At 43.2% G+C, this 13,002-nt stretch carries 13 protein-coding genes and 1 other annotated feature; of the genes, 2 read left to right on the top strand and 11 right to left on the bottom strand.

Features of this window, described 5'->3' with window-relative positions; all coding sequences use genetic code 11:
• The 4 genes from safA to nadB all read right to left on the bottom strand — a co-directional run.
• Positions 1 to 1,424 (bottom strand): SafA/ExsA family spore coat assembly protein (gene safA / locus DFO73_RS24870; protein ID WP_110067375.1); only part of this gene is annotated, 1,424 nt, incomplete at its 3' end.
• A gap of 186 nt (positions 1,425 to 1,610) precedes the next feature.
• A complete protein-coding gene (nadA, locus tag DFO73_RS24875) occupies positions 1,611 to 2,717 on the bottom strand; it encodes a quinolinate synthase NadA (protein WP_110067376.1) in 1,107 nt (368 codons plus the stop codon).
• A gap of 33 nt (positions 2,718 to 2,750) precedes the next feature.
• Positions 2,751 to 3,587, bottom strand: coding sequence for a carboxylating nicotinate-nucleotide diphosphorylase (nadC, locus tag DFO73_RS24880; RefSeq protein ID WP_110067377.1), 837 nt, complete (start codon positions 3,585 to 3,587; stop codon positions 2,751 to 2,753).
• Positions 3,556 to 5,142 carry an L-aspartate oxidase gene (gene nadB, locus DFO73_RS24885; RefSeq protein WP_110067378.1) on the bottom strand — a complete coding sequence of 529 codons (1,587 nt, stop codon included), beginning with the start codon at positions 5,140 to 5,142 and terminating at the stop codon, positions 3,556 to 3,558. The genes nadC and nadB overlap by 32 nt, the downstream gene beginning before the upstream one ends.
• Before the next feature lie 393 nt (positions 5,143 to 5,535).
• Here nadB and DFO73_RS24890 point away from each other — a divergent pair, with 393 nt between their 5' ends.
• Both DFO73_RS24890 and DFO73_RS24895 read left to right on the top strand, forming a co-directional pair.
• Positions 5,536 to 6,684, top strand: a complete 1,149-nt coding sequence (locus tag DFO73_RS24890) for an IscS subfamily cysteine desulfurase (protein ID WP_258309761.1) — start codon at positions 5,536 to 5,538, stop codon at positions 6,682 to 6,684.
• Between the two features lie 66 nt (positions 6,685 to 6,750).
• Entirely contained in the window at positions 6,751 to 7,290 is a 540-nt protein-coding gene (locus DFO73_RS24895; RefSeq protein ID WP_110067379.1) for a transcription repressor NadR, read from the top strand.
• 287 nt (positions 7,291 to 7,577) lie between these two features.
• Here DFO73_RS24895 and pheA read toward each other — a convergent pair whose 3' ends face one another.
• From pheA to rplU, 7 genes are all read right to left on the bottom strand, one after another.
• Positions 7,578 to 8,456, bottom strand: a complete 879-nt coding sequence (pheA, locus tag DFO73_RS24905; RefSeq protein WP_110067381.1) for a prephenate dehydratase — start codon at positions 8,454 to 8,456, stop codon at positions 7,578 to 7,580.
• A 456-nt stretch (positions 8,457 to 8,912) separates the two neighbouring features.
• Entirely contained in the window at positions 8,913 to 9,368 is a 456-nt protein-coding gene (locus DFO73_RS24910) for an ACT domain-containing protein (protein WP_110067382.1), read from the bottom strand.
• Positions 9,369 to 9,393: 25 nt separating this feature from the next.
• Positions 9,394 to 10,689, bottom strand: coding sequence for a GTPase ObgE (gene obgE / locus DFO73_RS24915; RefSeq protein ID WP_110067383.1), 1,296 nt, complete (start codon positions 10,687 to 10,689; stop codon positions 9,394 to 9,396).
• A gap of 144 nt (positions 10,690 to 10,833) precedes the next feature.
• Positions 10,834 to 11,385: a sporulation initiation phosphotransferase B gene (locus DFO73_RS24920; RefSeq protein ID WP_110067384.1), complete on the bottom strand. Its 552-nt coding sequence runs from the start codon at positions 11,383 to 11,385 to the stop codon at positions 10,834 to 10,836.
• Positions 11,386 to 11,893: 508 nt separating this feature from the next.
• A complete protein-coding gene (gene rpmA / locus DFO73_RS24925) occupies positions 11,894 to 12,187 on the bottom strand; it encodes a 50S ribosomal protein L27 (protein WP_026585361.1) in 294 nt (97 codons plus the stop codon).
• On the bottom strand, positions 12,188 to 12,529 hold the full coding sequence (locus DFO73_RS24930; RefSeq protein ID WP_110067385.1) for a ribosomal-processing cysteine protease Prp: 342 nt from the start codon (positions 12,527 to 12,529) through the stop codon (positions 12,188 to 12,190). It abuts the gene before it with no gap.
• A 14-nt stretch (positions 12,530 to 12,543) separates the two neighbouring features.
• Positions 12,544 to 12,852 (bottom strand): 50S ribosomal protein L21, encoded by a 309-nt coding sequence (gene rplU / locus DFO73_RS24935; RefSeq protein ID WP_076257366.1) that lies wholly within the window; start codon positions 12,850 to 12,852, stop codon positions 12,544 to 12,546.
• A 13-nt stretch (positions 12,853 to 12,865) separates the two neighbouring features.
• Positions 12,866 to 12,990, bottom strand: a sequence feature (ribosomal protein L21 leader region).
• Positions 12,991 to 13,002 lie beyond the last annotated feature (12 nt).

Raw genomic sequence — 13,002 nt, forward strand, 5'->3', positions numbered from 1 at the left:
TGCGGCATCTGCTGGCCATACTCGGCACCCATCACTCCTGATGGCATTTGGTGCGGCATCTGCTGGCCATACTCGGCACCCATCACTCCTGATGGCATTTGGTGCGGCATCTGCTGGCCATACTCGGCACCCATCACTCCTGGCGGCATTTGGTGCGGCATCTGCTGGCCATACCCGGCACCCATCACTCCTGATGGCATTTGATGCGGATTCTGTTGCCCCATATACTCCGCTCCCATTACTCCTGATGGCATTTGATGCGGATTCTGTTGCCCCATATACTCCGCTCCCATCACTCCTGATGGCATTTGCGGCATTTGGGCCGTTGGCATAAACGGAGAAGATTCATCGTAATCTGGGCTCTCAACCCCGGCCATCATACCCATATGCGGCATCTGATGCTCTGGCATCATGGCACCCTGTACATGCGGCATCTGATGCGGCATTTGAGCCATCGGCATTTGATGTGGCATTTGGGCCATCGGCATCATGGCACCTTGAACTTGCGGCATCTGGTGTGGCATTTGGGCCATTGGCATTTGATGCGGCATCTGGTGTGGCATCTGATGGCCCATATATTCTGCTCCCATTACTCCTGATGGCATTTGATGCGGCATCTGATGCTCTGGCATCATGGCACCTTGGACTTGCGGGAACGGCATTTGTGGAAAACAATTAGGATTATATGGATACATTGGCTGATATTGACCTCCTTGTTGTGTGTAAATAGATGTTTCACTTTCAGGCGATTCCGGACTTTCTTCTGCAATCGGCTTTGCCTGTGGGAGGATATTGACTGGTTTAGGCGGGAGCTGCGGCTGTGGTTTAGTCTCTGAAATAGACAGTGGCTTTTGCTGTGGTTTAACTTCGGATACAGGCAGTGGCTTTTGCTGTGGTGCCGGCTGTTGAGCAGACATATTCATCATGTAATAATTATTTATATCAATTTCCGGCATAACTGGCTTTGGCATCTTTGGAGTATAAGGTTTTTTGGGTAATTCCTTTGGCGCTTCTGCTTTTGGCGCAGTAACTTTTGGAACTTCCTTTGGAATTTCAACCTTTGGAGCCGTAACTTTGGGCATTTCTTTCTTTGGCGGTGCCTGTTTTGGCACTTCTTTTACAGGCTGCTCCTTTGGTGCTTCAACAACAGGCATGGTAATAGGCTTCTCTTTGGCAAAAGGGTGTTCGGCTTTTGGCATTTCCTTTTTGGCACCCATATTTATTTTAGCTTCCGGTTTGCCCCCGATTGGAGCTTCTTTTTTTATAGAGCCTCCAGTTGCGGGAACTTTTATTTTCATTCCGGGCATAATCATATCAGGGTTGCTGAGCTGTGTATTCATCTTTTTCAGCTCTTCAAAATTCACGCCGTACTTCTTGGCAATCTTCCAAAGAGTGTCCCCTTTCTGTACGATATGGATTTTCACTCTGAATTCCCTCCTATGCGTAAGTCCATATAGTGTATGAAGAAATGGGCAAATTGCTAACAATCTACACAAAAAGATATGCTTTTTTTCCTGAAATTATGATTTATTCTTTTCTTCAAATCCTATTAAGAGAGGGGGTTGATTGTTAAATAAAAATCCTCCCGTTTGGGGAGGATTCTTATTTTATCATGGCCGTTCCAGCATTCTGTCCAATGCCAGTTTGGCAAAAGCTGCTGTCTGCTCTTCCACTTGGATACGATTGTGGCCTTCACCCTGCTCAATTGTTTCCAGGCACCAGGCCAGATGCGGCAAATCAATACGGTTCATAGTCAAACAAGGGCACATATGCGGATTAAGAGAGATAATATGCTTATCCAGGTGCTGATTGATAATCCTGTTTACCAGATTCATTTCCGTTCCAATCGCCCATGAAGAACCCGGTTTGGAATTTTCAATTGCCTCTATTATATAATTCGTTGATCCAGCCATATCGGAGATTGCTACCACTTCCCTTTTGCATTCAGGATGAACAATGATTTTCATTTCCGGGTACTGTTTGCGGACTTCTTTTACATTTTCCACAGTAAAATTTTCATGAACGGAACAATGGCCCTTCCAAAGGATCACTTTAACGTTCTCAAGGGAGCCCTCATATTCCAGCTTATCTGAAACCGGGTTCCATACGGCCATTTCATCAAGTTCAACTCCTAAGTTATAGGCAGTATTTCTGCCTAAATGCTGATCAGGCAGGAATAAGATCCTCGGTTTTTGCTCAAATGCCCAACTTACCATCTTTTCAGCATTTGAAGAAGTGACCGTTGCTCCTCCATTACGGCCTACGAAAGCTTTAATGGCTGCAGTGGAATTTACATAGGTTAAAGGAAGCATGGTTTCCCCAAATATATCAACAAGCTTCACCCAGGCTCTTTCTGTTTGGTGTATATCTGCCATATCAGCCATGGAGCAGCCCGCCCGCATGTCAGGCAGCAGTACTTTTTGTACTGGAGCAGTCAATATATCCGCGGTTTCAGCCATAAAATGGACTCCGCAAAATACAATATATTCTGCATCCTTGTTCTCCTCCGAAAGCTGGGCAAGCTTTAATGAATCACCAGTGACATCCGCAAACTTAATAACCTCATCTTTTTGGTAATGGTGACCGGGGATAAAAAGCCTCTTCCCCAGCTTTTCTTTTATCTCCCTTACACGTGACTCGAGTTCCAAAACTGTCATTTCGCGATATTTTGCCGGAAGAATATTTGATTGTTTTTCTGCTGTCTGAAAAATATTCATATCCTTTATCCCCCTTTGCCATATATACTTTTTTTATTCGACGGTAACTTCCACGCTAATATCAAGCGCTTTTACTGAATGTGTAAGAAAACCGAGCGAAATAAAATCTACCCCAGTATCCCTATAACTCGCCAGGTTTTCTAATGTTATGCCACCGGACGCTTCTGTCAGGGTTTTTTCAGGGACAAGGCTGATCCACTCTTTAATTTCTTCAGGCTTCCTGTTGTCGAACATAATAACATCTGCCCCTGCCTCAACTGCTTCCATTACCTGTTCTTTTGTCTCTGTTTCGACTTCGATCTTTACCATATGCCCAATTTTAGACCGTGCTGCTTCCACTGCTTTTGCAATCGAACCTGCAAAAGAAATATGGTTATCTTTAATCATAACTGCATCATAAAGACCATAACGATGGTTAAATCCGCCCCCGTACCTGACTGCATATTTTTCTAGCATTCTCAGGCCTGGAGTTGTTTTCCTTGTGTCGCAGATTTTTGTATGGGAGCTGTTAAGAATCCTGACAGCCTCATTTGTTTTCGTTGCAATTCCGCTCATTCTTTGGAGAAGATTCAAAATAACTCTTTCTCCTTTTAAAAGAATAGCTGCAGGACCGTATGCTTCTGCAAGAATTTGGCCTTTCTCAATTTTTTCTCCGTCCTGCACTTTTAGGTCAATATCCACACTTGAGTGGAGAACTGCGTATCCTTCCCGGATAATTTCTTCTCCGCAAAAAATCCCATTTTCTTTGGCAATGAAAACAACCTTCCCTGTCTGCCCATCCCCAAATATCAGTTCGCTCGTCAAGTCACGGTCACCAATATCCTCCAGGAAGTATTGTTCAAGTTGCAATCGCAGCTTTAATTTGTTCATTTTTACCATCCTTTTCTATTTTTCGGCATTGAATAATCCTTTTTCTAAGCCATTCATGATTGTTTTCAAAGGGAAAATCCTGGCGGAAATGGCCACCCCGGCTTTCCGTCCTTTTTAGGGCCGAATCGGTTACAAGCCATGCAGTAATAAGCATGCATGCCCTTGTAATCTCATCCTGGGAAAGATCATCTAATTCCGCTGCTATCCATTTTTCAATTTGAAAGCTCTCAAGCCAAGCAAGCTGCTTCAGCAGCCCTTCCTTTGTTCTGATAATGCCCGCATGCTTCATCATTTTTGCCTTTATTTCAGTTATGGAAGGTAAATACTCTGGTAAAGGACTCACTCCTCCTGACTCTGGACTTGGATCCTTGTCACCGAATTCACAGGCAGGCTGTTCATTAATCCATTCCGCCAATTTTTTGCCAAAGAATAAGCCCTCCAGGAGCGAATTGCTTGCAAGGCGGTTTGCGCCGTGTATGCCCGTGCATGCAGCCTCTCCTATTGCATACAAACCGGGGATGCTGCTTCTTCCCAGTAAATCGGTTTTAATCCCTCCCATCAAGAAGTGGCTGCCAGGTGAAACAGGAATTCTTCCCAGGCTTATGTTTACTTCATTTTGCTCACAGATATCTGTAATGGTTGGAAATCTTGATTTGAAATTTTCAATAGGAGAAATATCCAAAAAGACCGATTTTCCTTCTTTCAATAGATTGTAAATGGTCTGTGATACGACATGTCTAGGTGCCAGGTCTCCTTGAGGATGAATGCCTTCCATGATTGGTTTGCCTTCATCAGTGACCAGACGGCCACCCTCCCCCCTTACCGCTTCAGAGACCAAGCCTAAAGCTTTGCCGTCTTTATAGAGCAAAGTAGGGTGAAACTGTATGAATTCCATATCTACGATCTTTGCTCCTGCCCTATATGCCAGGGCAATGCCATCTCCTGTTACGGTTTCAGCATTGGATGTAAATTCATATAGCTGTCCACAGCCGCCGGTAGCCAGCACAACATGCTCTGAAAAGAAGCTGTGAATATTACCATTAGTGTCTTTTCCTTTTGCACCTATGCACCTGCCGTCCGACTCATTTATCAGCAAGTCAAATACATGCATATTTTCTATGATTCTAATGTTTTCATATTTCTTTAATAGCATAAAATCAATTACTGTCTTTCCGGTTGCGTCTCCGCCTCCATGGACAATTCTATTTTCTGTATGGGCGCCCTCCCTGCCCAATGCGAGGAATCCGTTTGAGTCCCTATCAAACATGCAGCCCTCTTCAAAAAGGCTATTAATAAGGGATGGGGCTTCATTTGTAAGGGCCAAGACTGCATCAAAATCATTATGGAATCTCCCTGCCTCAAGTGTGTCCATGTAGTGCTTAGAGGGATGGTCGTTGATTCCGAGAGCAGCAGCAATCCCACCTTGTGCCATATAAGAATTTCCATTTTTCACAGCAGACTTTGTGATAATTATCACATTTAAGTCTTGGCGCAGCTTCTTTGCCAGCTGCAAAGCGGCCACCCCGCTTCCAATAATTAGAACGTCGGCGTACATCACTTTTTACCTCCTGTTTTTACAGGTGTCTTGACACCTATATTTACATAGTTTTAGAATTATGACAAGAGTTTTTCATAGAATAAGAGGAACTTCTGTCCGTTTTTAGCAGAGAACAGTATGTATTTAAAGAAAAGGATCTGTTAAAGCTTACTGTTGATATTGGCACCCTGTTTATTGGAACGGAAGGGGCGAGACCCTCGAAAATGCATTCGTATTTCCTTCGTGCGGTGTTTATTCGAAGATGTTCATTCAATGTGCTGGAGAAGCGAGTCAAAGGGAGCCGCCGAAGAGGCTCCGGACCGCCCTCGATTAGCTGAGCACTTTGAGTGGAAATCAACAGGTAAGTTTAACAGAGCCAAAGAAAAAAATTTATAAAAAACGAAAGCAGGTGTGATTATAAAATACTTTGATTATGCCGCAACTTGTCCACTGGATAGAGATGCGGCAGATGCCTATATAAAAGCTTCAACTGAATTCTTTGGCAATTCAAGGAGCCTTCATGATACAGGCAGTGAGGCTGAGGGTCTTCTCGAAAACTGCCGTGGGGAACTTGCAAAAATTTTGGGTATAGAGAGGGAAGGAATCTACTTTACAAGCGGGGGGACGGAAGGGAATTTCCTTGCAATTCATGCACTGCTTTCTTCTTCAGAGAAAATTGGGAAACATATTATTATGGGGATGGCCGAGCACTCTTCAATTCATATCATATTGGAAAAGCTCAGTCTGGAAAAAGGCTATGAAATTACCAAGGTCCCTTTTGGAATAGATGGATGCATTGACCTAGAGAAATTAAAGTCGTCCATAAGGGATGATACCGTATTAATTACCCTTCAGCACGGCAATCCTGAAATAGGCACGTTGCAGCCAATCCGTGAAATTAGCGATATTTGCAAATCAAAAGGGATTTTGCTGCACAGTGATTGTGTCCATACATTTGGCAAAACAGATCTAAAAGAAATAGCAGCGAATGTTGACAGTTTATCTATTTCAGGACATAAATTTTATGGCCCAAAAGGGGTTGGAGCTGTTTACCTTCAACCCGGACTAAGGTGGGATGCTTTTTTACCAGGAGTGTCCCATGAAAAAGGATTCAGGCCAGGAACTGTAAATGTTCCAGGTATTGCAGGGATGACGGTTGCAGCCCAAAAGGCATATGAAAATCTTAACGTCCATACCAGCCACTTTCAACTTTTACGCGATACCCTTTTGCAAGAACTTGAGACTGCAAAAGGAGAATTCGTGATTTACGACTTTGGGCGCGAATACCAGCTTTCTTCGACATTAGGATTGCGCATTAAAGGACTTGAAGGGCAATATATCATGCTGGAATGCAACAGACACGGCTTTTCCATTTCAACTGGAAGCGCCTGCAGAACAGGAATGAAGGCCATATCAAAAACGATGGAGGCACTCGGAGTGTCCGGAAAAAGCGGCAAGGAATTTATCCGAATTTCTTTTGGATGGGATACATCCGTCGAAGAAGCAAAAGCTTTAGGCAGAACACTTACAGAAATCGTACAGGCATCAATGCCGCTCTAAGTTTTTATCTTCTTCCGGTTATTATGTTAGAATGAGACATTATCGGAAAGTAAGGGAGAGTAAAACATGAAGGAACAAAAAAAGGTACTCGGTGAAGAACGAAGGTCCTTTTTGCTCCAGCTTCTTAAAGAAAGCGGGCAGCCCATTACGGGCGGTGAGCTTGCTGCAAAGACAAATGTAAGCAGGCAAGTAATTGTAGGAGATATTACATTGCTTAAGGCAAGAAACGAACCGATCATTGCTACAAGCCAGGGTTATATGTATCTTCATCAGGCGTCTCCTTCTGTTACAGCTGAACGTACCATTGCCTGCCATCACCACCCCGAGAGGACCGAAGAAGAATTAAATCTCCTTGTTGATCACGGGGTCACAATAAAGGATGTAAAAATCGAGCATCCTGTGTATGGGGATTTAACCGCTTCTGTTATGGTGTCGACCCGTAAAGAAGTAAAGCAGTTTATGGAAAAAATAAAAGCCACAAATGCGGCTTTCTTATCAGAACTAACGGACGGCATACACCTTCACACCATCTCGGCGCCATCCGATCAAAAACTGGATGAAGCTGAACAGTCATTAAAAAAAGCAGGGTTTTTAATTGACCTATAATATGAGACGCACTTTCGGCACTGCCGGGAGTGTTTTTTTTATAGCCACTGAAAACCGTACAGGAACAAGCAATGACCCAAAAATAGGAAAACATTCATGTATTCTGAAAGTAAGCATATCCCAGACTCTTGAAACATTTTTTCCGTACATAGGGTGTGATGCAGGATAATCTTGTAAATTGATTAAATTTATTAAGGTAAAAAGGATCCATCAAAACGGATCCTTTTGTATACATCCAAATAAATTTATTAGCAAAAAATGATTAAAACACGCATATACGAAGCCATTTAGTCTTGAAGGACCTTACTTTCCTTTTTATGCAGCTGGAAATACGGGTAACTCCCCAATATTTTCACACTGCATCCTAATGCTTCCAATTCGGCAACCGCCCCGGGGATCAGCACATCATCCTGTTTCATATCTACATCTATGATAAAGAAGTAATTGCCCAATCCCGTTTTCATTGGTCTTGATTCTATTTTAGTTAAATTTAATTTCCTCCAAGCAAACGCAGAAAGAACTTGGTGAAGCGCTCCTGCCCTGTCAGCCGGCAATGTAACCATGACAGTCGTTTTATGTCCGGAAAACTCTTGCCTGTCTTCTTCGATTGTGATTTTCTTATTGGATAAAACAATGAATTTTGTATGGTTGAAATCAAAGTCGTGTATATCCTCTTTTGCAATAGCCAATCCGTACACATGTGCAGCTAATTCATTGGCAATGGCACCAGCTTTCTCACCTGGATGATCTTTAACATATTGTGCTGCGGCAGCCGTGGAAGTTGTACTTTCACATGCAATTCCCTTCAGCTCTTTATGTAAAAATTTGTGACATTGTGCAATGGCATGGGAATGGCTGTAAACCACATCTGTTTCTGCCCAATCCTCCAAATTGTCGGGATGGACCATAAAATGCTGGCGTATAGGTACTGTTAGTTCGCCAACTATCGGCAAATCTACCTCATGGATTAAATAATCTAGAGTAATGTTCACTGAACCTTCCAATGCATTCTCAAGAGGAACTACCGCCAAGTCTATTTCATTTCCAATGATAGCATCAAAGCAAGCGGGTATTGTCGGGTAGGGAACTGCTGTCCCTTCCGGAAATAAGCCCCTAACCGCTATATCTGTGAACGTTGCCTTCGGGCCCAAGAATCCAATTTTCACGGTAACTTCCCCCCTTCGTCAGAGTTGTTTCAACTTACTGAAAACTTTCTTTATACTTTACCACTTTAACAAATGTATGTAAATTACAAAATGAAAATTTTAGAAAACCCAGGCATTCGCACAGCCTTAGTCTTTTCTTATGCGATATAAATATTGGAATCATAGTTTATATGAGTATTATTTAACTGCGTTAACTCCTTTTAGTGAAAAGCTTAGTAAAAGCTTAATGTTGATTTTGGCACATTGTTGGAGCGGAATGCGTAAGACTCCTCGAAAATATATTCGCATTTTTTCGTGCGGTGTTTATTCGAGGGTGCGTGCTGGTTCAATGTCCTGCGGGAGTTCACCGAGGGGCTCCTGGACCGCCCGCAAAAAGTGAACTTCCTGAGCGGAAATCAACAGCCAAGTTTAGCATAGCCTAGTAAAAAAAAGGGCCGGATACCGGTGCGCAATTCCCTACGCACCTGTTCCCAGCACCTCTACTTTTTCTACAAATTCCAATTTTCGGAGCCTGGTTAAAAGCTCATCAATGTCTATCCCCATGTCAGTTACATTCAAGGATAAAGTGACATTTGCCCTCCCTTGAAGGGGAATAGTCTGGTGAATCGTGAGGACATTGCATCCTGAGGATGCCACTACTCCCAGCAAATGGGAAAGTGTCCCCGACCGGTCTTCCAAATGAAAAAATAATGTTATAAGCCGTTCTTTTACAACGGTATGAAAAGGAAATACAGTGTCTCTGTATTTATAAAAAGCACTCCGGCTCAAATCAACTTTCTGGACGGCGTCCCAAACTGACTCAGCCTTTCCCCTTTCGATCATTTCCTTCGCATCCAATGTTTTTTTCATTGCTTCAGGCAAAACATCTTCGCGAACCAAATAAAATTTTTTATCGAATCTATCTTTTCTCATTTCTCCACCCCGTCAATCGAGAAGGTTAGTCAATAAACTCGAATTCGTAATCAAGAAGCTTGACGGTGTCGCCGTCTTTTGCTCCTTTTTCGCGAAGAGCATCATCTACACCCATACCGCGCAGCTGCCTTGCAAATCTGCGGACGGATTCGTCTCTCGAGAAATCCGTCATCTTAAAGAGCTTCTCAATTGCATCTCCAGATACAACAAACACTCCAGCCGGATCCCTTGTAATAACAAACTCTGTTTGATCGGCTTCATGTTTGTAAAGAACGCGATGAACTCCCGTTTCTTCTCCCTCTTCTTCATGTGTAAGAGGAAATTCAGGTGTTTCTTCGATTTTATCAGCGATTGCAAATAATAAGTCCCTTAGCCCCTGGCGTGTAACAGCCGAAATAGGGAAGATTGGGTAATCCTCTTCCAGTCGCTCTTTAAATTTCTCAAGGTTTTCTTCTGATTCCGGCATATCCATTTTATTAGCAACAATAATTTGCGGTCTTTCTGTTAATCGCAGGTTGTACTCTTTCAACTCGTTATTAATGGTTAAATAATCTTCATAAGGATCTTTACCTTCTACTGCTGCCATATCAATAACGTGAACAATGACCCTTGTCCTCTCGATATGCCTTAAAAATTGATGGCCAAGACCTACTCCTGAATGGGCGCCTTCGATTAACCCCGGCAAATCTGCCATAACAAAGCTACGTCCATCTTCTGTTTCAACCACGCCCAAATTAGGTGCAATGGTTGTAAAATGATACTCGGCAATTTTCGGCCTTGCAGAGGATACAACAGATAAAAGCGTGGATTTTCCTACACTTGGAAAACCGACCAAACCTACATCTGCAAGAAGCTTTAGTTCAAGAACTACATCCCTTTCCTGGCCAGGCTCACCATGCTCTGACAATTCTGGTGCTGGGTTCGCAGGTGTTGCAAATCGGGTGTTTCCTCTCCCGCCCCGTCCACCTTTGGCAATAACAGCTCTTTGGCCATGCTCTGTTAAGTCTGCTATTACTTCGCCAGTTTCTGCATCCGTTACAACTGTGCCAGGAGGGACTTTTACAATCATATCTTTTGAATTTCTGCCATGCATGTTCTTGGACATTCCATGTTCACCGCGAGGCGCTTTAAAATGGCGCTGATAACGGAAATCCATTAACGTACGCAAACCCTCATTTACTTCAAAAACAACATCGGCGCCTTTACCGCCATCACCCCCGGCAGGGCCGCCATTCGGCACATATTTTTCACGGCGGAAAGCAACCATTCCGTTCCCCCCGTCGCCGCCTTTTACATAAACTTTGACTTGATCGACAAACATTTTTTATTCCTCCCGTCTGCAGTATGTCCCGTTTGTCTGGCATTCAGCCAAACAGCCGGTACTGACTGGATCCACTCCTACTTTGAAGGATTACCCCCAAACCTGCAGAGTTTCACTTTATAGTATTACTTTTTACGACGGAAATCACTCTCTGCCATTTGCAGCAAATGGCACAAAAAGCTCCAGCGCTAGCTCCTGTTCAGCTAATTCCTGAACAGCTACAGTTATGTCAGTGTATTCCTTCTTTAAAAATTGTTCCAAACTGTCCATATCTGTTATTATTCCGCTAAAATCAAAAAAGAAACGAGCACCTTCTTTTTCATGACCGATTGAAACGGATAAATGATTTTCATGGTAAGGCTTTACTGATGAATTAAGACAGTCAAAAAAAGAGCCTGTCCACTCAGAAAGAATGCAATCATTCAATCGTCCTGCTATTGCATCATCCAGGACTTCATATTCAAGCTGGAAGGAATGATTCTCCCAGTTATATGTGAAAAGAAGTGAAGCAAATTGTGGAAGGTTTAAATTCGACAGTTTTGCTTCCTGCTGTGCTTCCACCACAATTTCATCTATAATTTCCTTTGCCCTGTCAACCTTGTTAAGGGAAAGATTACCTTTAATTAATTGTATTTTATTTAGCCAGTCATGCCGGGCATGACGCAGTACCTCAATCATATTCCAGTCTTTTTCCATATATGCACTCCTGTATGGTTATTAAGGTGTCAGAAGACTGCTGCTTGCTGTAAGTATATCAAAAAACTAAATGGCAGTAAGCAATTTTATACTAAATAAGAAAATATTGCTTTATGTATAAGAAGGGTACACGGACTCTAAAATAGTTTGCTCCCTTCTAAAAAGCTATAAATTACTTAATTAAAAGCTCTGTTAGTCTTACCTGTTGATTTCCTCTCCAGGTCAGCGAACGGCGGACGGTCAGGGAGCCTCCTCGTCTCTCTGCACCTGCGGGTCTCACTTTGACTCGCTTCTTCCCGCAGGACATTGAATAAGCACCCTTAAATAATAACGCACGAGGGAAATGCGACTTTACATTTCCGGCGATCTCCCACCTCCCGCTCCAATCAACAGGGTGCTAAAATCAATAATGAGCCTTTACACAGCTTATAAAGCAGAAGTGCATAGTTGATCCTTTTTAACCAAAAAGAAAACCCTAACCTTGTGGGCTAGGGTTTTCTCGAAAGGCTTACGCCTCTTGAGCTGCAGGATATACGCTCACTTGCTTACGGTCACGTCCTAGACGCTCGAACTTAACAACACCGTCTACTTTCGCAAATAGTGTGTCGTCGCCGCCTTTACCCACGTTTACACCTGGGTAGATCTTAGTACCGCGCTGACGGTATAGGATAGAGCCGCCAGTTACGAATTGTCCGTCTGCACGCTTAGCGCCAAGACGCTTAGCGATTGAATCACGGCCGTTCTTTGTAGAACCTACTCCCTTTTTAGAAGCGAACAACTGAAGATCTAATTTTAATAGCATTTATTCCACCTCCTGCTTTTTGAAGGTAATGTTTATATACTTTCCGTAGTCTTCTTCAATCGTCTGCAATGATATGACCATGCCTTCAAGAAGAAGTTGGACTTTCTCATTTACATCCTCCGGCAGATCCGGCAGAACACAGCGGAGAAAGCCATCTTCCCCATGGCCAATCTCTGGCGTCACACCGGTTAAGGCGTGCACGGCATTGATTGCGCCAATGGAGACAGCAGATACGCCTGCACAGACGATATCTTTTCCTCTATTTGCAAAGAATGCATGGCCGCTAATTTCAAACGAATGAATATTTCCGGAACTTTTACGATTAATCGTAATTTTAATCATCTAATATCGCCTTATTAAGCGTTGATTTTTTCAATCACTACTTTAGTGTATGGCTGACGATGACCTTGCTTCTTGCGATAGTTTTTCTTCGCTTTGTACTTGAAAACAGTGATTTTCTTTTGACGGCCTTGTTTTTCAACTTTAGCTGTAACAGTAGCACCATCAACTACAGGGCTTCCTACTTTTACACTATCTCCGCCAACGAAAAGAACCTTTTCAAAAGTAACTGTTTCGCCTGCTTCTGCGTTAAGCTTTTCGATGTAGATAGCTTGACCTTCTTCTACACGTAATTGCTTTCCGCCAGTTTCAATAATCGCGTACATGAACTGCACCTCCTCTTAGACTAAGACTCGCCATCCCAGGCGCCGACAAGAAAAGCGGAGAGTGCCTGTTTATCGGCACTCGCAGCCAGACATAACTGCGCGGACTTAACAACCTGTTCTGAGCGGTTGTAGCACGGGTGCGCTACAAAC

This window comes from Cytobacillus oceanisediminis, assembly GCF_003182355.1.
Classification (GTDB): domain Bacteria; phylum Bacillota; class Bacilli; order Bacillales; family Cytobacillaceae; genus Cytobacillus; species Cytobacillus oceanisediminis_A.